Annotated in this window: 28 protein-coding genes; 10 read left to right on the plus strand and 18 right to left on the minus strand. The window is 72.5% G+C overall.

Translation table 11 applies throughout. The annotated features are described in order from the left end of the window. Nucleotides 1-10: 10 nt before the first annotated feature. Nucleotides 11-1,138, plus strand: a complete 1,128-nt coding sequence (locus ACP4E5_RS11755; protein ID WP_425827715.1) for a PAS domain-containing protein — start codon at nucleotides 11-13, stop codon at nucleotides 1,136-1,138. 22 nt (nucleotides 1,139-1,160) lie between these two features. Here ACP4E5_RS11755 and ACP4E5_RS11760 read toward each other — a convergent pair whose 3' ends face one another. Together ACP4E5_RS11760 and ACP4E5_RS11765 are read right to left on the minus strand one after the other, a co-directional pair. Next, complete coding sequence (locus ACP4E5_RS11760) at nucleotides 1,161-1,979, minus strand: RNA polymerase sigma factor SigF (RefSeq protein ID WP_425827717.1); 819 nt, start codon at nucleotides 1,977-1,979, stop codon at nucleotides 1,161-1,163. Between the two features lie 211 nt (nucleotides 1,980-2,190). Next, nucleotides 2,191-2,367 carry a hypothetical protein gene (locus tag ACP4E5_RS11765; RefSeq protein ID WP_425827719.1) on the minus strand — a complete coding sequence of 59 codons (177 nt, stop codon included), beginning with the start codon at nucleotides 2,365-2,367 and terminating at the stop codon, nucleotides 2,191-2,193. Nucleotides 2,368-2,458: 91 nt separating this feature from the next. Between ACP4E5_RS11765 and ACP4E5_RS11770 the strand changes: the two genes are divergently transcribed. The 3 genes from ACP4E5_RS11770 (at nucleotide 2,459) to ACP4E5_RS11780 (ending at nucleotide 3,894) form a co-directional block, all read left to right on the plus strand. Continuing rightward, nucleotides 2,459-2,839: a DUF2795 domain-containing protein gene (locus ACP4E5_RS11770; protein ID WP_425827721.1), complete on the plus strand. Its 381-nt coding sequence runs from the start codon at nucleotides 2,459-2,461 to the stop codon at nucleotides 2,837-2,839. 69 nt (nucleotides 2,840-2,908) lie between these two features. Continuing rightward, nucleotides 2,909-3,304, plus strand: a complete 396-nt coding sequence (locus tag ACP4E5_RS11775) for a CBS domain-containing protein (RefSeq protein WP_425827723.1) — start codon at nucleotides 2,909-2,911, stop codon at nucleotides 3,302-3,304. Between the two features lie 47 nt (nucleotides 3,305-3,351). Beyond that, the gene (locus tag ACP4E5_RS11780; protein WP_425827725.1) at nucleotides 3,352-3,894 is read left to right on the plus strand and encodes a type 1 glutamine amidotransferase domain-containing protein; all 543 of its coding nucleotides are present in this window, start codon (nucleotides 3,352-3,354) and stop codon (nucleotides 3,892-3,894) included. 283 nt (nucleotides 3,895-4,177) lie between these two features. Here ACP4E5_RS11780 and ACP4E5_RS11785 read toward each other — a convergent pair whose 3' ends face one another. After that, nucleotides 4,178-5,800, minus strand: a complete 1,623-nt coding sequence (locus tag ACP4E5_RS11785; protein WP_425827727.1) for an ABC-F family ATP-binding cassette domain-containing protein — start codon at nucleotides 5,798-5,800, stop codon at nucleotides 4,178-4,180. 93 nt (nucleotides 5,801-5,893) lie between these two features. Between ACP4E5_RS11785 and ACP4E5_RS11790 the strand changes: the two genes are divergently transcribed. Together ACP4E5_RS11790 and ACP4E5_RS11795 are read left to right on the plus strand one after the other, a co-directional pair. Continuing rightward, the gene (locus tag ACP4E5_RS11790) at nucleotides 5,894-7,423 is read left to right on the plus strand and encodes a bifunctional phosphatase PAP2/diacylglycerol kinase family protein (RefSeq protein WP_425827729.1); all 1,530 of its coding nucleotides are present in this window, start codon (nucleotides 5,894-5,896) and stop codon (nucleotides 7,421-7,423) included. A gap of 166 nt (nucleotides 7,424-7,589) precedes the next feature. Further along, nucleotides 7,590-8,411, plus strand: a complete 822-nt coding sequence (locus ACP4E5_RS11795; RefSeq protein ID WP_425827731.1) for a class I SAM-dependent methyltransferase — start codon at nucleotides 7,590-7,592, stop codon at nucleotides 8,409-8,411. A 30-nt stretch (nucleotides 8,412-8,441) separates the two neighbouring features. On the opposite strand, the gene ACP4E5_RS11800 is transcribed toward ACP4E5_RS11795, so the two are convergent. From ACP4E5_RS11800 to ACP4E5_RS11865, 14 genes are all read right to left on the minus strand, one after another. Beyond that, entirely contained in the window at nucleotides 8,442-8,723 is a 282-nt protein-coding gene (locus tag ACP4E5_RS11800; RefSeq protein ID WP_425827733.1) for a gas vesicle protein K, read from the minus strand. Then, complete coding sequence (locus tag ACP4E5_RS11805) at nucleotides 8,716-8,913, minus strand: gas vesicle protein (protein ID WP_351342291.1); 198 nt, start codon at nucleotides 8,911-8,913, stop codon at nucleotides 8,716-8,718. The genes ACP4E5_RS11800 and ACP4E5_RS11805 overlap by 8 nt, the downstream gene beginning before the upstream one ends. Beyond that, nucleotides 8,910-9,737 (minus strand): GvpL/GvpF family gas vesicle protein, encoded by an 828-nt coding sequence (locus ACP4E5_RS11810; protein WP_425827735.1) that lies wholly within the window; start codon nucleotides 9,735-9,737, stop codon nucleotides 8,910-8,912. Before ACP4E5_RS11810 ends, ACP4E5_RS11805 begins: the two co-directional genes overlap by 4 nt. Next, nucleotides 9,734-10,075 (minus strand): gas vesicle protein, encoded by a 342-nt coding sequence (locus ACP4E5_RS11815; protein ID WP_425827737.1) that lies wholly within the window; start codon nucleotides 10,073-10,075, stop codon nucleotides 9,734-9,736. The genes ACP4E5_RS11810 and ACP4E5_RS11815 overlap by 4 nt, the downstream gene beginning before the upstream one ends. Beyond that, nucleotides 10,072-11,166 carry an SRPBCC family protein gene (locus ACP4E5_RS11820; protein WP_425827739.1) on the minus strand — a complete coding sequence of 365 codons (1,095 nt, stop codon included), beginning with the start codon at nucleotides 11,164-11,166 and terminating at the stop codon, nucleotides 10,072-10,074. Before ACP4E5_RS11820 ends, ACP4E5_RS11815 begins: the two co-directional genes overlap by 4 nt. After that, nucleotides 11,159-11,800 carry a DNA primase gene (locus ACP4E5_RS11825; RefSeq protein WP_425827741.1) on the minus strand — a complete coding sequence of 214 codons (642 nt, stop codon included), beginning with the start codon at nucleotides 11,798-11,800 and terminating at the stop codon, nucleotides 11,159-11,161. Before ACP4E5_RS11825 ends, ACP4E5_RS11820 begins: the two co-directional genes overlap by 8 nt. Continuing rightward, entirely contained in the window at nucleotides 11,797-12,021 is a 225-nt protein-coding gene (locus tag ACP4E5_RS11830; RefSeq protein WP_425827743.1) for a gas vesicle protein GvpG, read from the minus strand. Before ACP4E5_RS11830 ends, ACP4E5_RS11825 begins: the two co-directional genes overlap by 4 nt. Before the next feature lie 4 nt (nucleotides 12,022-12,025). Then, nucleotides 12,026-12,778 carry a GvpL/GvpF family gas vesicle protein gene (locus ACP4E5_RS11835; RefSeq protein WP_425827745.1) on the minus strand — a complete coding sequence of 251 codons (753 nt, stop codon included), beginning with the start codon at nucleotides 12,776-12,778 and terminating at the stop codon, nucleotides 12,026-12,028. After that, nucleotides 12,775-13,209 carry a gas vesicle structural protein GvpA gene (locus ACP4E5_RS11840; protein ID WP_425827747.1) on the minus strand — a complete coding sequence of 145 codons (435 nt, stop codon included), beginning with the start codon at nucleotides 13,207-13,209 and terminating at the stop codon, nucleotides 12,775-12,777. The genes ACP4E5_RS11835 and ACP4E5_RS11840 overlap by 4 nt, the downstream gene beginning before the upstream one ends. Nucleotides 13,210-13,289: 80 nt before the next feature. Further along, complete coding sequence (locus ACP4E5_RS11845; RefSeq protein WP_425827749.1) at nucleotides 13,290-13,640, minus strand: gas vesicle protein GvpO; 351 nt, start codon at nucleotides 13,638-13,640, stop codon at nucleotides 13,290-13,292. Nucleotides 13,641-13,684: 44 nt separating this feature from the next. Beyond that, nucleotides 13,685-14,572, minus strand: a complete 888-nt coding sequence (gene ligD, locus ACP4E5_RS11850; RefSeq protein WP_425827751.1) for a non-homologous end-joining DNA ligase — start codon at nucleotides 14,570-14,572, stop codon at nucleotides 13,685-13,687. 158 nt (nucleotides 14,573-14,730) lie between these two features. Next, nucleotides 14,731-16,602, minus strand: coding sequence for a transketolase (locus ACP4E5_RS11855; protein WP_425827753.1), 1,872 nt, complete (start codon nucleotides 16,600-16,602; stop codon nucleotides 14,731-14,733). Beyond that, nucleotides 16,599-17,996 (minus strand): NAD(P)/FAD-dependent oxidoreductase, encoded by a 1,398-nt coding sequence (locus ACP4E5_RS11860; RefSeq protein WP_425827755.1) that lies wholly within the window; start codon nucleotides 17,994-17,996, stop codon nucleotides 16,599-16,601. Before ACP4E5_RS11860 ends, ACP4E5_RS11855 begins: the two co-directional genes overlap by 4 nt. Before the next feature lie 5 nt (nucleotides 17,997-18,001). Further along, nucleotides 18,002-18,358, minus strand: a complete 357-nt coding sequence (locus ACP4E5_RS11865) for a phage holin family protein (protein ID WP_425827757.1) — start codon at nucleotides 18,356-18,358, stop codon at nucleotides 18,002-18,004. 116 nt (nucleotides 18,359-18,474) lie between these two features. On the opposite strand from ACP4E5_RS11865, the gene ACP4E5_RS11870 reads away from it, so the two are divergent. From ACP4E5_RS11870 to ACP4E5_RS11885, 4 genes are all read left to right on the plus strand, one after another. Continuing rightward, nucleotides 18,475-18,849: a VOC family protein gene (locus ACP4E5_RS11870; RefSeq protein WP_425827759.1), complete on the plus strand. Its 375-nt coding sequence runs from the start codon at nucleotides 18,475-18,477 to the stop codon at nucleotides 18,847-18,849. Between the two features lie 55 nt (nucleotides 18,850-18,904). Beyond that, on the plus strand, nucleotides 18,905-19,606 hold the full coding sequence (locus ACP4E5_RS11875) for a GntR family transcriptional regulator (protein ID WP_425827761.1): 702 nt from the start codon (nucleotides 18,905-18,907) through the stop codon (nucleotides 19,604-19,606). Between the two features lie 123 nt (nucleotides 19,607-19,729). Further along, nucleotides 19,730-21,019, plus strand: a complete 1,290-nt coding sequence (locus ACP4E5_RS11880; protein ID WP_425827763.1) for an amidohydrolase family protein — start codon at nucleotides 19,730-19,732, stop codon at nucleotides 21,017-21,019. A 118-nt stretch (nucleotides 21,020-21,137) separates the two neighbouring features. Beyond that, entirely contained in the window at nucleotides 21,138-22,433 is a 1,296-nt protein-coding gene (locus ACP4E5_RS11885; RefSeq protein WP_425827765.1) for an amidohydrolase, read from the plus strand. Between the two features lie 32 nt (nucleotides 22,434-22,465). On the opposite strand, the gene ACP4E5_RS11890 is transcribed toward ACP4E5_RS11885, so the two are convergent. After that, the gene (locus ACP4E5_RS11890) at nucleotides 22,466-24,442 is read right to left on the minus strand and encodes a DUF5107 domain-containing protein (RefSeq protein ID WP_425827767.1); all 1,977 of its coding nucleotides are present in this window, start codon (nucleotides 24,440-24,442) and stop codon (nucleotides 22,466-22,468) included. Nucleotides 24,443-24,635 lie beyond the last annotated feature (193 nt).

Raw genomic sequence — 24,635 nt, forward strand, 5'->3', positions numbered from 1 at the left:
CGTTCTGGGCATGGCGCAGACGGAAGAATTCGATGAAGAGCTGGCCGATTTCGTGCGCCGTGTGGCGGAGTTGAAAGCGGCGCGCTCGGTGCCGACGGCGGATCTGCCCGCCGTCCTCGACGCGGCACTCTTCGAACTCGACCATGTAGCAGGGAAGTTGTCGGCTCGGCCCCAACAGGACGAGGCCGCGGTCCCGAGCCCGAGCCGGAGCGCGATGGCCGAGCGGCACGAGCAGCAGCTGCTGCGCGCCGTCTTCCAGCGCCTGCCGCTGCCGGTGGCGCTGGTCGACCGCGAGTCGGTGGTGCGCCGCCTCAACTTCGCGGCGACGACCTTCACGGGCGTACGCGCCGGATACGCGACGGGCCGCCCGATGACCGGGTTCCTGGCGCACGCCGACCGGGCCGCGTTCCGCTCGCAGGTCGCGGCGGTGGCCCGCGGCGAGGGGGACCGCGGCCTGACCGTGCATCTGCAGCAGAACCCGCACGCCCCCGTGCGCACGGTCCTCACAGGCCTGCGTCCGGGCAACGAGCGGCGCACCACGGTCCTCGCGGTCCTCCAGCCCTCCGAGGCCGCCGCCGTCGGGCCCGCCTCGGCCCGGCCCACCGCGCCGGTCCCCGACCTCGCGGAGACGACCCGGCACGCCGCGCTCACCGACCTGCTCGACGCGATGGCGCGAGAGCTGCTCGGCAGCCCCGTGGGCGACCCGGCCGAACTGCTGCGCCGCGCCTCCCACGTCCTGCACGGCCGGTTCGCCGACTGGGTGGTGGCCGACAAGGGGGCCGCGCGCCTGGAGCGTATCGAGGTGCTCGGCGCGGACGACGAGGCCGTTCGGGACATCGCCGCGCAGGACCCGGCCGCGGGACCGCTGGTCGTCGAGGCGGCGCGCGGTGGCGCGCCGGCGCTGCTCGTGCGCCCGGAGGACCTGCGGGCCATGGGTGACGACGCGTCGGGGGCGCCGGTGCTCGTGCGCGCCGATGTCACCTCGCTGCTGTGCGTCCCGCTGATCGCCGCGCCCGGCGAACCGGTCCAGGGTGTGCTCACCCTGTTCCGGTCCGCGGGCCGCCTCGCCTTCTCGATGGCGGAGGCGAAGACGCTCGACATGATGGCCCGTCACATCGCGTTGGCGATGCGGAAATAGGGCCGTCCCGCGGCGCACCGTCCTACGCGGCGTCCGAGAGCACCTGGTCGCGCAGGCGGTCGCAGCACCGGCTGATCAGCCGGGACACGTGCATCTGCGAGATGCCCAACTGCTCGGCGATCCGGCTCTGCGTCATGTCACCGAAGAACCGCATGTACAGGATCTCCCGCTCGCGTTCCGGCAGTTCCGCGATGCGCGGCTTGACGGCCTCGCGGTCGACGACGACGTCGAGCGCGGGGTCGGCGTCACCGAGCGCGTCCGACAGCGAGTAGCCGTCCTCGCTGCCGGGCAGCTCCGCGTCGAGGGACAGCGCGGTGAAGCTCTCCAGTGCCTCCAGGCCGGTACGTGCCTCGTCCTCGGTCATGTTGGCGTGCTCGGCGATCTCCGCGAGGGTCGGGGCCCGCCCCGAGATGCTCGTGGAGAGTTCGTGCTGCGCGAACCGGACCCTGTTGCGCAGGTCCTGGACGCGGCGCGGCACATGCAGTGTCCACATGTGGTCGCGGAAGTGTCGCTTGATCTCGCCGGTCACGGTGGGCACGGCATAGCTCTCGAAGGCGTTGCCGCGCGCCGGGTCGTATCGGTCCACGGCCTTGACCAGGCCGAGCGCGGCTACCTGCCGCAGATCCTCGTAGGACTCGCCGCGGTTGCGGAATCGCCCCGCAAGCCGGTCGGCCATCGGCAGCCAGGCCTCCACGATCTCCTGGCGCAGTTCCTCGCGCTCTGGCCCGTCGGGCAGGTCGCAGAGCCGGGCGAAGGCCTCAGCGGTGTCGGGGGCGTCGTCGTGCGGGTGGCGTCCACCGGGCTTCACCGGGTTCTGGGGTGAGCTGGTACGCGTACGCATCTGGAGCAACTCCCTGAAGGGTGCCTTGGTTTCGGTGGTCACCGTGGGAGTCGCGCCCGCAGACGAGTCGGACACACCCGGGGCGATCCTGCGGATCCACCGGATACGACGCGGTCGTATCCCTCCCACGGACGTGCCTCCTGTCCGAAGCACTGTCTTTCGCCTGCCCCTCGGGCATCGCCGCAAACACGGCGACACCTCAAGCGTGCACTCAACGGGCCGGGCCCGCACGTTCGCGGGGTTCCGCCTCCTCGGGCCGGGGCAGCAGCCACTCCTCGTACCGCCCGAGGACCAGGACGAACCCCAGCATGCCCGCGGGGATCAGGACCGTCAGCAGCTCCATGGCCTGTCCTTCCAGCCGGTCGTCCGAGAGGGAACGACCGCTCACGGGTCTCCCCGCCCGGCCGGGGCAAACCACCAGGTGTCACCGCGAAGGGGTCGGGTACGCGTCGGGCACCGCCGAGTCACTGGAGGGAAAGATGCAACGAGGCAGCGACCGGCTGAACGTGCACCGCGACGACGAGATGAAGCACGAACTGCAGGGCCTGCTGCGGTCCGGTCACCCCACGCGGGTCGAGGAGTGGAACGATCCCGAGCCCGCGGCGGAGGACGACCCGGAGGTGGCGGGCGGCCCCGTGGAACCGGGTCTCGGACCCGGCCGCCTGGACGCCGTCCGGCTCGAACTGGGACGGCTCCTCGGCCGCACCTCATTTCCGGCCACGCCCGCGGCGCTCGCGGCCGGGCTGCGTGAGCGGGCCGCCCCCGACCGGCTCGTCGAGCTGGTGGCGGCGCTGCCGCCGGGAACCGTGTTCCAAAACGCCTCGGACCTGGCCAAGGCCCTCACAAATGACGGGGAATAGCTCCGGGCCGGTCGGGTACATGGGCCGGAATTCACGGTGCACCCGAGGATGCGGAAAGGCCGGATGGCGATGGCCGATGTAGTGAGGGACGTCATGACACCCGGCGTGGTCGCGGTACGCCCCGACGCCTCGCTGGTCGAGGCCGCCCAGCTGATGCGGGCGCAGGACATCAAGGATGTGCTGGTGGCTGACGAGGCGCAGGTCGTGGGCGTGCTCACGGACCGTGACATCACGCTGCGGGCCGTCGCCGACGGGGCCGATCCGCTCACCGTGAGCGCGGAGGCGGTGTGCACTCCGCATCCGGTGGCCGTCGGCCCGGACGACGAGGTGTCCGCCGCGGTGGCCCTGATGCGCGAGCACGCCGTACGCCGCCTGCCGGTCGTGCAGGACGGGCGGGCGGTCGGGATGGTCAGCCTGGGCGATGTGACCCTGACCCACGACCGGTTCGACCGCTTCGACCGGTAACAGCACTGTGCAGCAACAGCACTACTCAGCAAGGGAGTTGACCGACGATGCGAATCGCGTTCCTGGTGGCGCCGGAGGGGGCCGAACAGGTTGAGCTGACCGACCCCTGGCAGGCGGTGCGGGACGCGGGCGGCGAACCCGTGCTCGTATCGACGAAGCAGGGTGAGATCCAGGCCTTCGACCACCTCGACAAGGCGGACAAGTTCCCGGTCGACAAGACGGTGGCGGCCCTCGGAGCGTCGGCGGACGGCTTCGACGCGCTGGTGCTGCCGGGCGGCGTGGCCAACCCGGACCAGCTGCGCACGGACCCCGAAGCGGTCGCGTTCGTACGGGACTTCTTCGACCGGGGCCTGCCGGTCGCGGCGATCTGTCACGCGGCGTGGACGCTCGTCGAGGCCGACGTGGTGCGCGACCGCACGCTGACCTCGTACCCGAGCCTGGCCGCCGACATCCGCAACGCGGGCGGCACTTGGGTCGACGAGCAGGTGAAGGTCTGCACCGCCGGACCGAACGTGCTGGTCACCAGCCGCCGCCCGGACGACCTCAAGGCCTTCGACGCGGCCCTGCTCAAGCAGGTCAGCGGCACCTGAGGCGCGCGGCACACCACACCCACGACTTTCGGCAGGCAGCCATGGATCCGGCCCCATGGCCTCCGTGTACGTCGACCGGACCGGCGCCGACTTCGAACTGCGCTCCGCGCGCGGGGAGTCGGAGCGGCTGTTCGCCGAGGCGCGCGGTCAGGGGGACGCCGCGGCGGAGGGCGTGCCGGCGTTGGTGGACGCGGCCCGTGAGCACCGGATCGCAGAGCTTCTCATCCGCCCGGACCCCGCGCCTCAATCGCCGGCGGGGCTTGATGTGCGGTGCCGCGCACGCCTACCTGGCGCGCTCGACCCGCCGCTCGTCCCACACCGGCTCACCCGTCTCGCGGACGCGGCCGTCCGAGCCGAAGACCAGGTAGCGGTCGAAGGCGCGGGCGAACCAGCGGTCGTGGGTGACCGCGAGGACCGTGCCGTCGAAGGACTCCAGGCCCTCCTGAAGCGCCTCCGCCGACTCCAGGTCGAGGTTGTCCGTGGGCTCGTCCAGCAGCAGCGCGGTCGCGCCCTCCAGCTCCAGGAGCAGGATCTGGAAGCGGGCCTGCTGGCCACCCGACAGACGCTCGAACTTCTGCTCGGCCTGCGCGGTCAGCTCGTAGCGGCGCAGCAGGGACATCGCCGCTCCCTTGTCCTTCGCGTGGTCGCGCCACAGGATGTCGAGGAGCGGCCGGCCCTGGAGCTCGGGGTGGGCGTGGGTCTGGGCGAAGTGCCCCGGCACCACGCGCGCACCGAGCTTCCACGCGCCCGTGTGCCCCACGGACCCGTCGCCCGCGAGCAGCCGCAGGAAGTGCGACTTCCCCGAGCCGTTCGACCCGAGGACCGCGACCCGCTCGCCGTAGAAGACCTCCAGCGAGAAGGGCTTCATGAGGCCGGTCAGTTCCAGGTCCTCGCAGGTCACGGCCCGGATGCCGGTGCGGCCGCCCTTGAGGCGCATCGTGATGTCCTGCTCGCGCGGCGGCTCCGGCGGCGGACCCGCCTCCTCGAACTTGCGCAGGCGCGTCTGCGCGGCAGCGTAGCGCGAAGCCATTTCGTGGCTGACGCTCGCCGCCTGCCGGAGGTTGACCACCAGCTTCTTCAGCTGTGCGTGCTTCTCGTCCCAGCGGCGGCGCAGCTCCTCGAAGCGCGCGAAACGCTCGCGGCGCGCCTCGTGGTACGTCGAGAAGCCGCCGCCGTGCACCCACGCGTCGGCCCCGCCGGGGCTGGGCTCGACGCTGACGATCTTCTCCGCGGAGCGGGCGAGCAGCTCCCGGTCGTGGGAGACGAACAGGACCGTCTTGCGGGTCTCGCGGAGCTTCTCCTCCAGCCAGCGCTTGCCGGGGACGTCCAGATAGTTGTCCGGCTCGTCGAGGAGGAGGACCTCGTCCGTGCCACGCAGCAGGGCTTCGAGGACGAGGCGCTTCTGTTCACCGCCGGAGAGCGTGCTCACCTCGCGGAACTGCGCCTTGTCGTACGGCATGCCGAGCGCCGCCGTCGTGCACATGTCCCAGAGGGTCTCCGCCTCGTAGCCCTGCGCCTCCGCCCAGTCGGAGAGGGCCTGCGCGTACGTCATCTGCGCGGCCTCGTCGTCGACGGTCATGATCAGGTGCTCGGCCTCGTCGACCGCCTTCGCCGCCTCCCTGATGCGCGGCGACGACACCGATACGAGGAGGTCGCGGACGGTCGTCTCGTCGCGGACCGACCCCACGAACTGGCGCATCACGCCGAGGCCGCCGCCGACGGTGACCGAGCCGCCGTGCGGTCGCAGCTCGCCGGAGATCAGGCGCAGGAGGGTCGTCTTGCCCGCTCCGTTCGGCCCGACGAGCGCGACGACGGCGCCCTCGCCGACCCGGAACGAGACATCGCCGAGCAGCGCCCTCCCGTCGGGGAGGTAGTACTCAAGATGTGCCGCTTCCAGATGTCCCATGATCCCGCATTCTGGACGCCCGTGCGGGTGACGGGCAAACGAATTGGCCGGAGGGCGCCGGGTGCGCGCCCCTGGCCTGGGTACCTGTCACCCATGTCGCCCCTGAAGTCACTCAATTCGCTGAAGCCGTTCTCCTCGCGTCCGACCCTCGATCCGGCGCCGCCCGTGCCCCCTACGCTGCGTGAGCGGCTCGCCGGCCTCGATCTGCGTGTCTTCGAGTTCGCCGCGGGAGCGCACTGGCCGGGCGCCGAGCGGATCCTGCCGCGACTCAGCCGGTCCGCGAACCACGGCGTGCTGTGGTTCGCGGTGGGCGGGGCCCTCGCCGTGTCCGGGTCGCCGCGCGCCCGCCGGGCCGCCGTGCGCGGAGTGGCGTCCCTGGCGCTCGCCTCGGCCACCATCAACACCCTCGGCAAGCGTTCGGTGCGTCGGGCGCGGCCCGCGCTGGACCCGGTGCCGCTGGTGCGCCGGCTGAAGCGGCAGCCGTTCACGACGTCGTTCCCTTCCGGGCACGCGGCCTCGGCCGCGGCCTTCGCGACGGGCGTGGCCATGGAGTCCCGCGGCTTGGGCGCGCTCGTCGCCCCCGTGGCGTTCTCGGTGGCGGCCTCCCGCGTCTACACGGGCGCCCACTTCCCCGCCGACGTCCTCGCGGGCGCGGCCCTCGGCGCGGGCGCGGCCTTCGCGGTGCGCGGCCTGGTGCCGACCCGCGACCAGATGCCCGCGCCGGGCCGTCCCCTGGTGGACGACGTGCCGGCGCTGCCGGGCGGCGAGGGCCTGGTGATGGTCGTGAACACCGGGGCGGGCACCCCGGAGCGCGTGCGGGCCCTGCGGGACGCGCTGCCCCACGCCGAGTACATCGAGTGCGCGGGCGACGAGCTGGAGCAGCAGCTCGACAAGGCGGCGCCGCGCGCCCGCGTGCTCGGCATCTCGGGTGGCGACGGCTCCGTGAACACGGCCGCGCGCGTGGCGCTCCGGCACGACCTGCCGCTCGCGGTGCTGCCCGGCGGCACCCTCAACCACTTCGCGTACGACCTCGGTATCGAGGACACCGGCGATCTGGTGGGCGCCGTCGAGGGCGGGCACGCGGTCGCCGTGGACGTGGGCCGCTTCTCGTCCGGGCACGGTTCCGGCATCTTCCTCAACACCCTGAGCCTGGGCGCCTATCCGGAGCTGGTGCGGGAGCGGCAGCGCTGGTCGGGCCGGGTCGGCGGGCGGCTCGCGGACGTCGTGGCGGCGCTGTACGTGCTGCGCCGCGACCATCCACTGACCGTCGAACTGCACGGCAGGCAGCGGCCGTTGTGGCTGCTGTTCGCCGGGAACTGCACGTACCGGCGGATGGGCCTGACGGCGGGCCGGCGCGCGAACCTGGCCGACGGCCTGCTCGACGTGCGCACGGTGGACGGCGGCCGGCTGCCCGGCGTGCGGCTGCTCGCGGCGGCCCTCTCGGGGCCGCTGTCCCGCTCACCGTTCCACGCGGCGACCCGCCTGACGCGGCTGCGGGTGGACGGCGTGGCACCCGGCACCCCGCTCGCCTTCGACGGTGAAGTCACCGAGTGCGGTGGGGAGTTGTGGGTGACCAAGGAGCACGAGGGGCTGCGCGTGTACCGGCCGCACTCACTGCTCTGACACGGCCGGGCATTACTCCGCTCCGCCCCGGCCAGGCATCACTCCACCCGACCAGGTGTCCATTATTCAAGACGGGTATCTCACAATGCGGCTGACGGGCGTACGGTGATCAAACCGTCGGGGGCAGGCGCCTCCGGCGGTCCGCCGCACGCGAAGGGATCGAGTCATGTCGCAGGAGACCGCCGTATACACCCACGGCCACCACGAGTCCGTGCTCCGCTCGCACACCTGGCGCACCGCCGCCAACTCGGCGGCCTACCTGCTGGATTCGCTCAAGCCGCACATGAAGATCCTGGACATCGGCTGCGGCCCCGGCACCATCACCGCCGACCTGGCCGAGCTGGTTCCCGACGGGCACGTCACCGGCGCCGACCACGCCGAGGGCATCCTGGACCAGGCGCGGGCCACGGCCGCCGAACGGGGCCTGACCAACGTCGACTTCACGACGGCGGACGTCCACGCGCTGGACTGGCCGGACGACACGTTCTGCGTCGTGCACGCGCACCAGGTGCTGCAGCACGTGGGCGACCCGGTACAGGCGCTGCGCGAGATGCGCCGGGTGACGAAGCCGGGCGGGATCATCGCCGTACGGGAGTCCGACTACGCGGCGTTCTCCTGGTTCCCGCGGCTGCCCGCCATGGACGACTGGCTGGACCTGTACGAGCGGGTCACCCGCGCCAACGGCGGCGAGCCGGACGCCGGGCGTTTCTTGAAGTCGTGGGCCCTGAAGGCCGGTTTCGCGCAGGACGACCTGACGTGTTCCGCCGGCACATGGTGCTACTCGACGCCCGAGGAGATCGCCTGGTGGAGCGGGCTGTGGGCGGACCGCACGCTGGCCTCCGCGTACGCCGACCGCGCGACCGGCGGCGGGCACGCGACGACCGGGCAGCTGACGGCCGTGTCGGAGGCGTGGCGGGAGTGGGGCACGCATGAGGACGCCTGGTTCGGCGTCCTGCACGGGGAGATCCTCTGCCGCAAGCCCCGCTGACCCCTCAAGTCCCGCCGATCGCACGGCGGTTCAGCTTCGGGGCAGCAGCGGGCCCAGCGGTCCGAGGTCGATGTTCAGGTCCTCGGGCCGCAGCCCGTAGCGCTCGCGCAACTGCTCCATGCGGTCCTCCAGGAGCATCAGGGTCAGCCCGACCCGCTCCTCCTGGTCCTCCGTCAGATCGCCGATGTCGAAGCGGCGGATCGCCTGCCGCTCCATGAGCTGGCGCAGCAGCTCGACGAGGGTGAGGACGAGCTTCATCAGGTCGCGCTCGACCGTGTCGGGTTCGAGTTCGATGCGACGTCGTTCACTCACCGTTCGTCACCTCCGGCCAGGGCGAGGGCACTTGCTCGTTCACCGAGCTGATCAGGGCGTTGAGGTCGATGCGCACCAGGTCGACATCGGCGATGCGCAGGGTGACGTCCCCGGCGAGGACGACGCCACCCGCGAGCAGCCGGTCGAGGAGGTCGACCAGGGCGATCTCGCGCCGCTCGACGACCGTCACGTCTCTCCCTCCTCTTTCGCTTCCTCCCCGTTGCCTTCATCCCCGTCCCCTTCCTCCGACGAGAACGAGTAGCCGGCCCACGGACCGGTCAGCTCGACCCGGAGGTCCGGCTCGCGGTCCTTGGTCGCGTCGACCAGCTCCACGAACTCCTCCGCGCCCGAACGCTCCACGAGATACGCCGCGTTGAGCACGTTCAGGCCGCTGACGCGGGAGAGTTCCGGGTTCTGCGGCGGGTGGATGCGCGTGTGCGCGGCGTGCCGGGACAGCTCGTCGTGCAGCTCCTGCGCGAAGCGTTCGGCTCGCCGCCACGTGTCGTCGCGTGCGGTGCGCTCCGCGCGGCGGCGGCGCAGGTAGTCACGGCCCGAGGAGGCGGCCGGCGCGGGGGCCGGCGCCTCGGCCTCGGGCTCCTCGACGTACACCTTCACGCCCCACTCCACGCGCCCTTCGAGGCGGTCGAGCCCAGCGCGAAAGCGCCGCTCCTCCTGCTCCATCATCTGGCGTACGCCGCTGTCGTCACGGAAGACCGTGGCGAGGCGCAGCGGGAGCGGGCTGGTGACCGTGGTGAGCGCGGCGATCACGTTCTGGTGGGCGCGGGCCGTCTCGGTGAGCCAGTCCAGGTCCTCCAGGTGGGCGCGGAGCGGCGCCTCCGCGAAGTCCCGCTCCGGCACCGAGCCGACGACCGCGACGAGCCCCTCGTGCTCCAGCTGCCGGGGCGGGGCGCCCGCCACGCCGGTGAGTTCGGCCTGGAGCGGGGCGCCGAGCGGGTGGCACACGGCGTACACGTAGCGCAGCTCGCGCGGTTCGCTCGCGTCGTCGGTGGTCAAGCCGAACCCCTCCGTTCTTCGGTGCGGCCTTCGGTGAGTTCGTCGAGTTCGGCGATGCGCTGCTTCAACTCGGCGTTCTCCCTTGCGAGTTCCTTGCGGCGGGCGCCCGAGGAGAGGGCCGGGTCGTCCTCCCACCAGTCGATGCCCATCTCCTTCGCCTTGTCGATCGAGGCGACGATCAGGCGCAGTTTGATGGTGAGCAGTTCGATGTCGAGCAGGTTGATCCGGATGTCGCCCGCGATGACGATGCCCTTGTCGAGGACGCGTTCCAGGATGTCGGCGAGGTTGGCCCCGCCGTCACCCCGGTAGGGCTCGGGGAAGCGGCTCGCCGTTGTCATCGGCGGGCCCCGCTCCCCGCGTGCTCCCGCTCCCGCGCGGGCTCGTCGTCCGCCGGCTCGGAGTCCTCCTCGTCCTCGTACTCGTCGCCGTAGTCGGCCTCGGGCTCCTCCTCGTCCGGTTCCTCGTCGACCTCGTCGGCCTCGTCCTCGTACTCCTCGGGGTCTTCGGAGTCCTCGGCGTCCTCGGAGTCGTACGCGTCGGACGGCTTGTCCAGTTCGCGTTCCTGCTCCTCCTGCTCCTGCTCCTCCTCGGCGAGCGCGTCCTCGTGGGAGCGCACGACCTCGCCCTCCTCGATCTCGCCGCGCCACCCCTCGGGCGCCTCGCCGCGCAGCGTCACGTACCGCGCGAAGTGCTTGAGGTCGAGTCGGGCCCTGCGGCCCTGCGCGCGCCAGATGTTGCCGGTCTTCTCGAACAGACCCTTCGGGTAGTACTCGATGAGCAGCAGCACCCGGGTGAGCCGGTCGCCCAGCGGGTGGAAGGAGACGGCGCCCTTCGTGGTGCCCTTGGCGCCCTCCGAGGTCCAGGCGATCCGCTCGTCCGGATGCTGGTCGGTGGTGTGCGCCTTCCAACTCCGGTTGGACCAGAAGACCTTGAGCTGCCAGTCGGAGGTGACGTCGTCGGCGCGGTTCGCGTTCTTGACGCCCTTCGCGAAGGTGCTGAAGTCCTGGTACTGCGTCCACTGGTCGTAGGCGGTGCGCACGTCGACGCCGACATCGATGTACTCGATGATGACGGTGGGCTTCTTGCCCGCGCCGCCCTTGCGCTTGCCCTTGCCCTTCCCGGCGAGCCCCTTGAAGGCGCCCACGACGTTGTCCTTCAGGTGGCTCGCACCGAGCTCCACCGCGCTGCGCACCGGGCCCTTGCCCTCGGCGAGCTTGCGGCCGCCGTCGAGCGCGAGCTTGGCGAAGCCGGGACTGTTGCCCTCGGCGATGTCGTTCAGTTTCACGGTGGTCTCGCCGAGCTTGCGACCCGTGCCGATGAGCAGTCGCTGGGCCTGGGCGGCGAGGTACTCCTGGAGTTCCGCCTTGAGATGGTCGGCCGCCTCGCTCTTGGCGAGGCCGCCGAGCACGTCGCTCGTACGGTCAGCCACGGCTCCGGCCTCCCTTCGCGGCGGTCTTCTTTGCGGCGGTCGACTTCTTCGCCGCGGTCTTCTTCGGTCCCTGCGGCCTCGCGGTGCGCTTCTTCGCGGGCGCCTTCTTGGCGGCCTGCTGCTTCGCGCTCCTGGCCGCCGCGGGCCGGCGGTCCTCCTCGGACTCTTCCTCTTCCTCGGCCTCGGCCTCGTCTTCGTAGCCGGCGTTGTCCTCGTCCTCGTACTCCTCCTCGTCGTTCCCGCGGTCACGGCCGCGGCCCGTCGCGACTCCGGTGACCCGCTCCCCCGCGTCCCGTACGTCGTCCACGTCCGGGGCGACGCCCTCGATCTGGTCGCGGACACCCTGCGTACGGTCGTGCAGGCGCCCCGCGAGCCCCTCGATCTGGCGCTCGACGAGCGCGCCGGACGCCGCCTTGCCCACGCCGCGCAGATCCTCGCGCAGCTGGTCGCCGACCTCCTTGAACTGCGGGTTGTTCTGCAATTGCGTGGTCACCATGTCGGCGAGCGCACGCGGGCTCAGGTTCAGCCGCTTGCCCGCGACCATCGTGCCGACGGCGATCGCCAGCTTCATCTTCTTCGTACGTCCGAGGACGTATCCGGCCCCTATCGCGAGGCCGAGCGCTGTTCGGTTCAAGGTCCCTCCAGACGGTCGAGGAGCTCGTCCTCGACGCGGTCGAACGTCTCCTGGTCGATCTCGCCGGACACCAACTGCTCTTCCAGGCGAGCGAGTTCGGCACGTACGGCCGCCGGGTCGTAGTACTGCCGCTCTGCTTCGGTGAGCACCTGCTCCACGGCCCAGAGGGACCCGCGTACCGGAGCGAGCGGCAGCAACAGCAGCTCCGAGATGAGGCCCATGGGCTCAGTCCGTCGCTGCCGCGGGCTCCGCGGGGCCCGGCTCGACGAAGCTGTACGGGGGCAGCGGCCCGTTGACCGTGAGGTCGAGGTGCGGGTGGCTGCGGCGCAGCTCCTCGACGGCGGCGAGGAAGTGCTCGGCCGCCTTCTTGTCGACGAGGAACGAGACGTTGGCCAGCCAACCCGTGCTCTCGGGCCCCGTCGACACCGCGGACGCCACGGGTTCCAGCAGGCGCTGGAGCTCGACGGCGTCCTCCGCCTCGCGGGCCTGCACGGCGGACACGACGAGCTCGCCGAGCCGCAGCCGGTCCTCGTAAGTGCCGCCGCCCGCCTGCCTGTTGGCCTCGGTCAGGTTGCGGACCTCGGGGTTGTCGACCATCACCAGGTGCAGCACCGCTTCCTCGTCGTGCTGCGCCTTGACGTTGTACTCGACCTTGCCGTCGAGCTCCCGCAGCCGTTCCTGGTAGTGGTCCGCACGCTCGGCGAGCACCTCGGAGACCGACTCGTCGTCGGGGGCGAGGGAGCCGAACCGCATCGGCAGCACCGGTCCCCCGGCGCCCGCCTCGGCGAGCACGCTCTGGTGGGCGAGCAGATCGCGGCGCTTGGGCCGCAGCCCTTCGGGGGCCTCGCTGACGAGCGCCGCGAGGGAGCCCTTCTTGACGACGCGCACCTCGCGCGCCGGCTCACCGATGCCGCCCATGCCCTCGGGCAGGGAGGGGTGTTCGGAGCTCGCGATGGCGTAGATGTACGTGCTGCTCACTCCTGCTCCTCCTTACGGCGGCTCGTGGTGGACCTGCGGCTGCCGGAACCGGATCGCCTCGGCTCGGCCTGGCCCTCCTCGCGGGCCTGGTTGAAGGCGTCGGACACGGTCTGCGCGGCGCCCGAGAGGGCGCCCTTGGTCTTGCCGCGCGCGCCGGACTCGGTCATGTCGCCGACCAGGTCGGGCAGTCCGGGGTTGCGCTTGGGGCCCGCTTCGAGGTCGAGCCTGTTGCAGGCCTCGGCGAAGCGGAGATAGGTGTCGACACTGGCGACGACGACCCTGACGTCGATCTTCAGGATCTCGATGCCGACCAGCGAGACACGGACGAACGCGTCGATGACGAGCCCGCGGTCCAGGACGAGTTCGAGCACGTCGTACAGGCCGCTGGTGCCGCCACCGCCACCGCCTTGCTGTGCGGGGACAACGGTCATGGAGGCAGGTCCTCCTGTCTGTGTGTAGTACGTACGCGGTGTCTGTGTGCGGTACGTGGTTCGAGGCGGGGCGCGACGGCCTAGTGGCCGCCCTGCCTGTGGGCCGGCTCGGAGCGCCCGCGCTCGTAGCGGCGCAGGCGCCGGTAGCCGGTCAGCGCGCCGTGCGGGTCCAGGCTCACCTGGTAGCTCGCCAGCAGGCTCATGGTGTCGGGGACCCGGGCCAGTTCGAGAACCTCGATCTCCAACTCCCAGCCGTCCTCCGTGCGTTCGAAGGACGACACGGTCTCGGCCGCCATACCGGTGAGCTCCGCCAGCTGGGTGCGCGCGTCGCGCAGCACCTCCATCGGGCCCGGTACGCCGCCCGCCTCAGTGGTCTTGTCGTCGCCGGGCTCGCGCTCCGACGACGCTTGCGTCTTGTGTGTGTTGGTCATGGCAGCCTCGGTCACCGAGTCTCCACAGACGCCGGGAACAAACCTCAACTCCCTTGCAGGGACCGGAGTTTGCGCCAGGCCGGGCCGAGCGAGCGGCCCCTTGTGAGCAGGCCCTCCCACGGGTCGGTGCGGGCCTGCTCGACCGCGTTCTCGATGGTCCAGTGCCGGGCGCCCACGGCGGGGGCGCCGAGCTGCCGCCACGTCAGGGGTGTCGCCACGGGGGCGCCGGGCCTGGCCCGCACCGAGTACGGCGCGACGGCCGTCTGGGCGTAGCCGTTGCGCAGCACGTCGAGGAAGAGGCGGTCGCCGCGGTCCTTCTTGCGCGGGGCCGTGGTGAGCGTGTCGGGGTGTTCGTCGGCGAGCGCGTCGGCGACCTGTCGCGCGAAGTCCCGTACCTCGTCGAAGTCCTGACTCCTGTCGAGGGGTACGACGACGTGGACGCCGCGGGATCCCGTGGTCATCGGGGCGCTGGGCAGACCCAGGTCGTCCAGCGTTCCGTGCAGCAGGCGGGCCGCCTCGCGCACCGTCTCGAAGTCGTCCCCGGACGGGTCGAGGTCGAAGACCAGCCGGTCGGGGTGGTCGATGTCGTCGGCGCGCGACAGCCAGCGGTGCAGGGTGAGGGCGGCCTGGTCGACGAGGAAGATCAGGGTGGCCGTGTCGTCGCACACGGTGTGCGTGACCGTGCCGCCCTCCTTCGGCACCTCGGCGCGGTGGATCCAGTCCGGGTAGTGGTCCGGGGTGTCCTTCTGCATGAACCGCGGGCCGTCGACGCCGTCGGGGTGGCGTTCGAGCATCAGGGGGCGGCCGCGGAGGTGCGGCAGCATGAACGGGGCGGCGGCACGGTAGTAGTCGGCGAGGTCGTTCTTGGTGATCCCGTCCGGCAGCAGCACCTTGTCCGGGCGCCGGACGTTCACGGTGCGGGAGTCCGTCATCGGGGGGCCTCCTTACCTGTTGCGCGGCACCGGCGTCACGGCCTCGGGGCTCCGCCCCGGACCCCGCGCCTCAATCGCCGGCGGGGCTTGAATGGAGTGCCCACATCAAGCCCCTGCGGCGATTGAGCAGCGGGGTCCGGGGCGGAGCCCCGAGGCCGTCACGACGTCACCGCGTGCTCGACCAGCAAGCCGACCGCCGCCACGATCCCGGCCGCGTCGATACCCGCCCCGGCCAACTGCTCCTCGGGAGTCGCGGACCCCGGCGCACCGCGAACCCCCAGTCGGACCAGCCGCGGAGCCGGTTCCGCGTCGGAGAAGACCTCGGCCACGGCGTCCCCGATGCCGCCCTGCTCCCGGTGGTCCTCCACCGTCAGCAGGCACCTGGTCGCCCGCGCGGCGGCCCGCAGGGTACGGCGGTCGACCGGCTTCACCGAGTACAGGTCGATCACACGGACCGGGATGCCCGCCGCGGCCAGCTCGTCCGCCGCCTTCAGCGCCTCGTGGACCGTGACACCCGCCGCGACGATCGTCACCCGGTCGCCGTCCCCGGAGCGCAGCACCTTGCTGCCGCCGACCGGGAAGTCCTCGTGCGGCGGGTAGATCACCGGCGACGCCCCGCGCGAGGTGCGCAGATAGCGGATGCCGTTCAAGTCGGCCATGTGCGCGACGAGTCGGGCGGTCTGGTTGGCGTCACAGGGGTAGAGGACGGTGGTGTCGTGGATGGCGCGGAACATCGCCAGGTCCTCCAGGCCCATCTGCGACGGGCCGTCCTGCCCGATCGCGACACCCGCGTGCGAGCCGACGAGGTTGATGTCCGCCCCGCTGATGGACGCCATGCGGATGAAGTCGTGGGCGCGGGTCAGGAACGCCGCGAAGGTGCCCGCGTACGGCAGCCACCCCCGGGCGCTCAACCCCACGCTGCTCGCGACGAGTTGCTGTTCCGCGATGTAGCACTCGGCGTACCGCTCGGGGTGTTCCTTCGCGAACATCTCCGTACGCGTGGAGTCGCCGACCTCGCCGTCGAGCGCGACGACGTCGCCGCGCGCGGCGCCGAGGGCGGTGAGCGCCTGGCCGTAGGCGTCGCGGGTGGCGACCTCGTCGCCGACGTCGAAGCGGGGCAGGTCGAGGCGCCCGCCGCGCACCGCGTGCAGGATGCGCGCGGCGGGCGGCGCCTGCACCGAGACACGTACGCCCCGGTCGCCGCCGAGTTCCTCGATGGCCGCGGCGGCGTCGGGCAGCGGCTTCCCGTGCGCGCCCTCGCGGTCCTCCACCGCCTCGACACCCTTGCCCTTGAGGGTGCGGGCGAGGATCGCCGTGGGCCGGCCGACGGTCGACGCGGCCTCCGCGTACGCGCGGTCGATCTCCGCCACGTCGTGCCCGTCGATGACGATGGTGTGCCAGTCGAAGGCCTTGAAGCGGCGGGCGTAGGCGTCGAGGTCGTGGCCGTGCCGGGTGGGGCCGCGCTGGCCGAGCCGGTTGACGTCGACGATCGCGGTGAGGTTGTCGAGCTGCTCGTGCCCGGCGTACTCGGCTGCCTCCCACACCGAGCCCTCCGCCATCTCGCTGTCGCCGCACAGGACGTACACCTGGTAGCCGACCCGGTCGAGCCGCTTGCCGGACCAGGCGATGCCGGCCGCGACCGGGAGCCCCTGACCGAGCGAGCCGGTGGCCGTCTCGACCCAGGGCAGGCTCCGCGGAGTCGGATGGCCCTCCAGCCGGCTGCCGAGCCTGCGGAAAGTGAGCAGCTCGGCGTCGTTGATCGCGCCGACCGCCTTGTACGCGGCGTAGAGGAGCGGCGAGGCGTGGCCCTTGGAGAGGACGAAGCGGTCGTTGCCGGGGTGGGCGGGGCGGTCGAAGTCGTAGCGGAAGTGGCGACCGAGGAGGACGGCCATCAGGTCGGCCGCGGACATCGAGGAGGTGGGGTGCCCGGAGCCGGCGGCGTCGGCCGCGCGGACCGAGTCGACCCTCAACTGCTGTCCGAGGGCGCGGAGTTCGGCGTCGGTGTATGTGGTGGTCGCGGTGGTGGTCACGAGACACCTCCCTGGTCGGACTGGTGGGGCTGGTGGGCCTGGTCGGACTGCTGCTTGTCGTGTCCCCCGTCGCGCTGCCTTTCGCGGCTGTCGTCGGGTACGCGGGCCAGTTCCGGTGACGCCGTGTCGAGCGGCACCGACCAGGAGCGGACGAGGCCCAACTGGACGGCCTGGCGCGGCAGTACGGCGTCGAGGAGCCAGTCGGCGGCGACCCGCACCCGGTTCCCGGGCATCGCGGCCAGGTGGTAGCCGCGGGTGACGGTGCCCGCGAGGGGGCCGGACAGTGGGACACCGAGTGGGTTCGCGGCGGCCTGCACGCCACCGAGGTCGACGGTGAAGCCGAGGTCCTTGTGCCGGTAGTCGCGGCGCTCGCCCTTGCCGAGCGACGCGGCGACGTTCAGGCCCGCGACGCGCCCCTGCCGCCAGGCGTGCTGCGCGGTCATCGGCGTGTACTCGCCCGGTTTCTCCAGGTCGGGCACGGCGGCCGCGTCGCCGCACGCGAACACCTCGGGGTGCCCCGGCACGTTCAGATACGGGTCGACGAGCAGCCGCCCGCGTTCGAGGGGCCGCCCGAGTTCGGCGACGAGCGGATCGGGGCGGACGCCGACACACCACACGAGCGTACGGGTGTCGACGAACTCGCCGTCGTCCAGCAGGACACCGTCCTTGGTGGCCTCCTTCACGGAGGTCCCCGTCCGTATCTCGACGCCGCGCCGGCGCAGCACGCTGTCGGCGGTCCGCGAGAGGTGCTGATCGAGTTCCGGGAGGACGCGCGGCGCGACGTCGAGCAGCATCCAGCGCGGGCGGACGCCGTGGCGCGGCGGCTGCTTCTTCATCAGAGCGTCGGTCAACAGCTGCCCCTGCGCGGCGACTTCGGTGCCGGTGTAGCCGGCGCCGACCACGACGAAGGTGCGGCGGGCACGGCACTCCTCGGGGGTCTCCGAGGCCGCGGCGAGCTCGATCTGCCGCGTCACGTGGTCGCGCAGGTACAGCGCCTCGGGCATGCCGCGGAAGCCGTGCGCGTGCTCGGCGACGCCCGGCACCGGCAGCAGCTTGTTCACGCTGCCGACGGCCAGGACGAGGCGGTCGTACTGCAGGGTGCCGCGCCCGCCCTCGGGGTCGGTGTAGGAGACGACCCGCTCGTCGAGGTCCACGCCGTCGGCCTCGCCGAGCACGAGCCGCGCGTGCGGCAGCGTCCCCGAAAGCGACACGGTGACCCGCCGCGGTTCGAGCGTACCCGCGGCCACCTGCGGCAACAGGGGAAGGTACAGAAAGTAGTCGGTGGGATTGAGCAGGGTGACGTCGACGGTGTCGCGGGCCACCCGCGTCAGCATGCGGGCGGCCCGGTATCCGGCGAATCCGGCACCGACGACGACGACTCGGGATCGGCTCACGGCGTTCACGCTCCGGGCGTCGGCGGCGCGGTCGGCATCGGCGGCGCGGTGGGCGCCGGGGGCCGTCCAGGCCGGGCGGCGCCCCGCAGCACGTAGGCCGCGACGGCGAGCACCACGGCGACGACCAGGGCGGCGCCCCAGTCCGGTATGCCGAGGGCCAGGACGAGACCGAGCGCGAGCGCCGCGGCCGCCCCCGCGTAGAGCGCGGCGGCGCCGGCTCCCGCGTACAGGGCGGCCCTGCGGCGCTGCGCCCGCACGGTCGCGGTGAACTCCTCGCGGAGCGTCTCGCGCACGGCGTGCGTGACCCGTCCGGCCAGCTCGTCGGTCAGCTGCTCGTTGATGTGTTCGCCCATGCGTTCCATGCGCGCCGGGTACCCGTGCCCCGCGGCGAGTAACGACGGCCGTAGCGCCCGCCCGCGTCGCGCTTCTTCCGTGAAACGATCACGCGCTCCCGGCCCCTCCGACTAGGCTCCTCCCCATGGAAATCCTGGGAACCACGCTGCGCGTCTGCGTCGAGGACCTGGAGTCCTCGGTCACCTTCTACGAGAACCTCACGGGCAGCGCGGCGCTGCGGTTCGAGCGCGGCGGGGTCTCGGTGGCGGCGGTCGGCTGCTTCCTCCTGATGAGCGGCCCCAAGGCGGAGATCGACGTGCTGCGCAAGGTCGCGGCGACGATCGCGGTCGCCGACGTCGAGGAGGCCGGCATGCTCCTCGCCGCCTCCGGCGCCAAGGTCATCGCGGGCCCGGTGCCGACCCCGGCGGGCCGCAACCTGATCGCGATGCACCCGGACGGTTCGGTCTTCGAGTACGTGGACCGTCAGGCACAGCCCGAGGAACCCGCCGCACAGGCCTGACCGGCGGCGCGGCACGTATCCTCGCCCGGAGCACGACGGGCGAAGGACGGTGCACGTGGCGGGCAGCACGGCGGGGTCGGACGAAGGGCACCGGGCGAAGGCGTCCCTGAGCGCGCAGGCGCGGGAGGCGGTGCGGCAGCGCATCGTGGACCGCCGCTACCCGATGGGCGCGCGGCTCGTGGAGCGGGAGGTCGCCGAGGAGCTGCGGATGTCCCGGGTCCCGGTGCGGGAGGCGCTGCGCGCGCTCGTCGCGGAGGGCCTGCTTGAGCTGCTGCCGCGCAGTGGCGTGCGGGTGCGCCGCCTGGAGCGCACCGATGTGCGGCATCTGTACGAGGTGTGGGAGCCGCTCGCCGTGCAGGCCTCGCGGCTCGCGGCGCGGGCGCTCACGGCGCAGGACCCGCCCTCCCTGGCGGCGTTGCGCGCATGCCTCGACCGTGCCGAGCTGGCGGCCGCCGCGGACGAGGGCACGCACGAGGTGGCCGCGCACACCCAGTTCCACGAGGAGATCGTGGCGCTCGGCGGAAACCCGCTGCTCGCCCGCACGATGGAGCAGCTGAGCTGGCAGTTGCAGCTGCTGTTCGGGATGCGCGAGGAGCCGGCGCACATGCGGGCGCAGCACGCGGACATCTACCGGCACATCGCGGCGGGCGACGAGGAGTTGGCGGTGGCCAGCACCCTGCTGCACGTCAGGGACAGCCGGACGGTCGCGCTGAGGTCCCTGTTCGGCGACGCCGCCTTGTATACCGAGGGCGAGTGACCAGCCCCACCCGCCCGGGCATTACCGCCTAGAACGGCAGAGTACGGGCGACCGTTCTTGTCGTGCGTTCCACCTTGGTATACAAAAAGGCGGGCCAGCCCTTCCTGCCCCCAAGGAGCCCTCATGTGCGTCGAGCCCGCCGAGCCGCCGTCCAGCCGACTGACCCGCCGCGGCGTCCTCGCCGCGTCCGCCGTGCTCGCGGGCACCGCGACCGCCCTCGGCTCCGGCACGTCCGCGGTATCCGCCGCACCCCGCCGCCCGGCCGCCGCGCCCCGCGCCGGTGACCTGGTCGTCGACGGCGGCACCCTGCTCGACCCGGCGACGGGCGAGGTGACCGAGGACGCGGTCGTCGTGATCCGCGACGGCGTGGTCCGCGCGGCCGGCGCGCGTGGCCGCGTCGACGTGCCCGAGGACGCGAAGCGCCTCGACGCGCACGGCCGGTGGGTGCTGCCGGGACTCGTCGAGGCGCACATCCACCTCAACACCGCGGCCGAGGCGCGCGACGCCGTCCGCAAGGGCGCCACCAGCGCGCGCAGCGGCTCCACGAACTTCTACCAGGACATCGCCGTACGGGAGTTGGCCCGCCAGGCCCCCGAACTCGCACCCCGCCTGAAGGCCGCCGGCATCTTCGTCACGCCCGACCTCGGCGACACCATCCTCGGTGACCCGGACCTCACCGCGCTCGCCCGCCTCAAGGACGGGGTGCGCTCGGCCGAGGCGCTGCGCCGCGTCGTCGAGGTGAACCTCCAGCGCGGCGCCGACGTCATCAAGACGCGCGTCAACGAGCGCGCGGGCCTGCCCGAGCAGGACCCGCTCGCGCAGGTCTACTCCTACGAGCAGCTGTCCGAGGTCGTGGCGGCCGCCAAGCGCGGCGGCAAGGGCGTGCTGTGCCACAGCTACAGCGAGAAGGGCTGCGACGACGCGGTGCGGGCGGGCATCCGCTCCCTGGAGCACGGCGCGTTCGTCGGCGAGCGCACGCTGCACGAAATGCGGCGCAGGGGAACGTACTTCACGCCCACTCTCACCGCGATCGCGGGCCTCGCCGACTCCGACGACCCGGTACTCGCCGAGCGCGGCCGCACGTACCTGCCCGCGCTGAAGAAGGCGGTCCGTGCCGCGTACGAGCTGGGTGTGCCGCTCGCGGCGGGCACGGACTCGTCCGGCGGCGAGATCGAACCGATCGGCCGCGAGGTCGAGTTGATGGTGTCGGCGGGCCTCCCGGCGCTCGACGCGATCCGCACGGCGACGACGGGCGCCGCGCACCTGCTGGGCCTCGACGGCACGGCGGGCCGCCTCACGCGCGGCAGCGCGGGTGACGTGCTGCTGGTCGACGGCGACCCGCTGGCCGACGTGTCGGTCCTCAAGCAGCCGGTGGGCGTGGTGCGTTCGGGCATCGCGGTGGCGGCGGCCTGAGGCACGGCGCACGCGGCCACCGCACTGAGCCATCCTCGCCGCCTTCTCCACCTTCGTCACCTTCATCACCTTCGTCACTCTCCCCCTCGTATTTCCCTCTCGACCGAAGGAGAACGGCATGACTCCTCCCCTGTCCCGGCGCGGCGTCCTCGCGGGTGCGGCCTCGCTCGGCGGCGCGGCCCTCGGAGCGTCGGCGACGCAGGCGCAGGCGCAGACCGCGGAGCGCCGGCGTCCCGGTAGAGCCGTGGTGTTCCGCGACGTCCGCCCCTTCGGCGCGCGGGAGTCCGTGGACCTGACCGTGGTCGACGGCCGGTTCATGGACGGCCCCGCGCCCGCCGGCGCGAGGATCGTCGACGGCGGCGGCCGGATCGCCCTCCCGTCGCTCGTGGACGCGCACATCCACCCCGACAAGACGACCTGGGGCAGCGACTGGATCTCGCGCAAGCCGGCGGACGGCATCGCGGACTACTGCGACCAGGACGTCGAGGTGTTCCGTACGCAGTCCCGTCCGGTCGGCGAGCGGGCGTACGGCCTGATGGCACACGCGGTGACCCGCGGCACCCGTGCGATGCGGGCGCACGCCGACGTGGCGCCCGCGTACGGTCTGGCCGGGGTCGAGGGGGTGGCGCAGGCGCGGGACCGGCTCGCCGACGCGCTCGACGTGCAGATCGTGGCGTTCCCGCAGCACGGCGTGGTGCGCACGCCGGGCACCGCGGAGCTGCTGCGGGACGCCGCGCGCGGCGGGCTCGTCGACATGATCGGCGGCATCGATCCGATCAGCTTCGACCAGGCCATGGACGAGCAGCTCGACCTGGTCTTCGACCTCGCGGACCGCTACGGCGTCGGAGTGGACATCCACCTCCACGATCGCGACGAGAAGGGCACGAAGGTGCTGCGCGGCATCATCGAGCGCACGAAGGCGCTGTCGCTGCGGGGCAAGGTGACGGTGAGTCACGTGTTCTGTCTGCCGCTGCTGAGCGATGCCGAACTCGACACCATGGCACGGGATTTGGCCGATCAGGACATCGCCCTGACGACGGTCGCGCCGAGCGCGGAGCTGGTCCTGCCCATCGGCAGGCTGAAGGAGCACGGTGTGCGGGTCGGGCTCGGTTCGGACGGGGTGCGCGACTCGTGGAGCCCGTTCGGCAACGCGGACATGCTGCACCGCGCGCACCTCCTCGGCTGGGTCACGGACATCCGCCTCGACGATGAACTGACCGCGTGCTACACGGCGGGGACGCACGGCGGCGCCGACGTCATGGGGCTGCCTCGCGTGGAGTTCAAGGCGGGCGACCCGGCGGACTTCGTGCTGATGCGCGGCGAGGGCGTCCCGCAGGTGGTGGTGGACATGCCGCAGCGGGACGTGGTCGTGCATGCGGGTCACGTGGTGGCGCGCAACGGGGAGTTGGTCTAGCCACCCCGTGACCCGTAGCCGCGCGTAGCCAGTTACACGTCGCCGGACGGGCGCATGCGGAAGTCGTAGCGCGGCGGGAGCGGCTCGTCCGGGCCCGCCGCCTTCGCCCACACCTCGCCGAGCGTCTCCGCGCCCTCCCGCAGATCCGCCACCTCGAACCCGGCGTCGAAGATGGTGCGCGCCGCTGCCAAGTCGCCCTCCGCACACAGCAGTTCGGCCTCGATCAAGCGGTAGCGTCCGCGCTCCCGCGTGGCCGGGTGCAGGCGGTCCCACACACCCCGGGCCGCCACCACCCGGCCCGCCGCGAGCAGCGCCCCGATCGCCTCCCGGCCGAGGGCCGCGCACGCCGCGCGCCACGGCTCGCCGTCGTCGCGGCGCTCCGCGCACAGGTCGTCGAAGGCCTCGGTGTAACGGTCGGCGGCGCGCTCCGTGTTGCCGTCCGCCGCGTCGGCCACGGCGAGACAGCGCAGGAACGGCCAGAGCGAGGGCGCCAGTTCGAGGCCGCGCTCCCAACTGCGTACGGCCTGCGCCCGGTCGCCCGCGTGCCACTGCGCGATGCCGAGGTGATACTCGGTCTGCGGCCGGGCGGGCGCCGTCTCCAGCATGTCCCGCCAGGGCGGGGCGACGAGCGTGGGACCGGGCGGGCCGACCCGGCGCCGCTCGGGGAAGGCGCCCGAGTCGAGCAGCTCGCGCCACGGCGCCTGCGCCTCACCGAGCGTCGACTCGTCGAAGGGGGTACCGGGCAACTTCCAGCCCGCGCGCAGCACTTCGAGCGCGCCCCACCCGGAGCCGACCGCGAGCCGCTCCACCGGTTCCGTGTCGGCGCAGGCCCGCCACGCCTCGTACGCGGCGTCGACGTCGGCGCGCGGGAGCGCGTCCTCGAGGCGCCGCTCCACCTCGCCGACCGCGCGTCCCCAACTCCCGGTCGCGTGCACGGTTTCGGCGTCCGCCGACAGCGGCCCGTACGCCTCAAGCCAGCTGAACTCCCCGTCCGCTTCCAGGCGTACGTGCTCCAACTGCGTGCGCGCGAGCCCGGCCTGGATCTCCGAATAGCCGCCCGTGCCGGGCTCGGTCAGCCACTCCTGCCAGCGCCGGCCGCCCGACCCCGCACCCCACACGAACAGCTTCCTGCCGCGCAGCAGGTCGGTCGACGTCTGTACGAGTCCGTGTCCGGCGTCGTCGAGTGCCGCGATCCAGCGGCGTCGCCCGTCCTCGACCTCGTAGAAGTAGTCGGCGGGGAACTCGCTGTTGAGTGGATAGGTGCGGTCGGCTCCCCCGTGCTCCGGCACGGGCACCCGGCTCAGCGTCCGCTCGTACGCGAAGTACCAGGCCTCGTCGGCCGGAGCGAGCACCCGGTGCTCCTCGGGGACCGCGATGTTGGACCACCAGTAGGTGGGCGCGGGCTTCTCGTGCGGATTGCGGATCCGTACCCCGACGTACAGGAAGTCGGAGCCGTCGGGCAGCCACAGGTCGACCTGGAAGGGCAGGTCGCGCAGCCGCTCCCACTCCCACAGGCGCAGCATGTCCCCGCCGTCGGGGGCGGGCACGCGCGCGGCGTGCAACGGTGCGCAGGACAGGGCGGTGTGGCCGGTCGCGCCGATGTTCCACTCGATGCCGCCGGAGAACCAGGCGCCGTTGAGCGCGAAGTCGGCGGGCTGGAACACCGGGTTGCGGTAGAGGAGTTCGCGCCCGGTCGGCTTGTGGAACAGGGATGCGACGCGGCCGCCGAGGCCCGGCAGCACCGTCGCCCGCAGCCGGTCGTTCTCGATGACGATCGTGTCGAGGTCGACCGGCTGCCGGTCGCGCCCGTACCCGTCACGGATCCGCTCGGGCAGCACGCTGCGCAGCGGCCGGTAGCCGACCTGCCGGGCCATGTCGAGCGGCATGTCGTCCTTGGCGCGCTCGTCGACCTCGTGCGTCTCGTCGAGTGGCCGCAGCGGCGGCAGCGGATTGTCCGGGCCCAGGGGCACGCCCGGCAGGGTCAGTACCGCACGGCGGATCTCGGTCACGTGTGCCTCCCGTCGCCAGGGGACGCGCCCCGCCCCCGACGACCATGGAACATGCTCCCGCGTGCGCTGACCAGGTCCCCTTCCGCCCACGATTGCGCAAAACCGGTCGGGAGCCGCCACCGGGCGCCCCGATATTCCATGGGCGTCCCGCCCGCACCGACGTACGCTGGCGCTCTGAGCCCACCGCCGCGAC

Source organism: Streptomyces fractus, assembly GCF_049844455.1.
Taxonomy (GTDB): Bacteria; Actinomycetota; Actinomycetes; order Streptomycetales; family Streptomycetaceae; genus Streptomyces; species Streptomyces fractus.

Coding starts and splice junctions, on each gene's coding strand:
- ACP4E5_RS11755 (WP_425827715.1), top strand. CDS start 11: ATGGCGCAGACGGAAGAATTCGATGAAGAGCTGGCCGATTTCGTGCGC.
- ACP4E5_RS11760 (WP_425827717.1), bottom strand. CDS start 1,979: ATGCGTACGCGTACCAGCTCACCCCAGAACCCGGTGAAGCCCGGTGGA.
- ACP4E5_RS11770 (WP_425827721.1), top strand. CDS start 2,459: ATGCAACGAGGCAGCGACCGGCTGAACGTGCACCGCGACGACGAGATG.
- ACP4E5_RS11775 (WP_425827723.1), top strand. CDS start 2,909: ATGGCCGATGTAGTGAGGGACGTCATGACACCCGGCGTGGTCGCGGTA.
- ACP4E5_RS11780 (WP_425827725.1), top strand. CDS start 3,352: ATGCGAATCGCGTTCCTGGTGGCGCCGGAGGGGGCCGAACAGGTTGAG.
- ACP4E5_RS11785 (WP_425827727.1), bottom strand. CDS start 5,800: ATGGGACATCTGGAAGCGGCACATCTTGAGTACTACCTCCCCGACGGG.
- ACP4E5_RS11790 (WP_425827729.1), top strand. CDS start 5,894: ATGTCGCCCCTGAAGTCACTCAATTCGCTGAAGCCGTTCTCCTCGCGT.
- ACP4E5_RS11795 (WP_425827731.1), top strand. CDS start 7,590: ATGTCGCAGGAGACCGCCGTATACACCCACGGCCACCACGAGTCCGTG.
- ACP4E5_RS11815 (WP_425827737.1), bottom strand. CDS start 10,075: ATGACAACGGCGAGCCGCTTCCCCGAGCCCTACCGGGGTGACGGCGGG.
- ACP4E5_RS11830 (WP_425827743.1), bottom strand. CDS start 12,021: ATGGGCCTCATCTCGGAGCTGCTGTTGCTGCCGCTCGCTCCGGTACGC.
- ACP4E5_RS11840 (WP_425827747.1), bottom strand. CDS start 13,209: ATGACCGTTGTCCCCGCACAGCAAGGCGGTGGCGGTGGCGGCACCAGC.
- ACP4E5_RS11845 (WP_425827749.1), bottom strand. CDS start 13,640: ATGACCAACACACACAAGACGCAAGCGTCGTCGGAGCGCGAGCCCGGC.
- ligD (WP_425827751.1), bottom strand. CDS start 14,572: ATGACGGACTCCCGCACCGTGAACGTCCGGCGCCCGGACAAGGTGCTG.
- ACP4E5_RS11865 (WP_425827757.1), bottom strand. CDS start 18,358: ATGGAACGCATGGGCGAACACATCAACGAGCAGCTGACCGACGAGCTG.
- ACP4E5_RS11870 (WP_425827759.1), top strand. CDS start 18,475: ATGGAAATCCTGGGAACCACGCTGCGCGTCTGCGTCGAGGACCTGGAG.
- ACP4E5_RS11880 (WP_425827763.1), top strand. CDS start 19,730: ATGTGCGTCGAGCCCGCCGAGCCGCCGTCCAGCCGACTGACCCGCCGC.
- ACP4E5_RS11885 (WP_425827765.1), top strand. CDS start 21,138: ATGACTCCTCCCCTGTCCCGGCGCGGCGTCCTCGCGGGTGCGGCCTCG.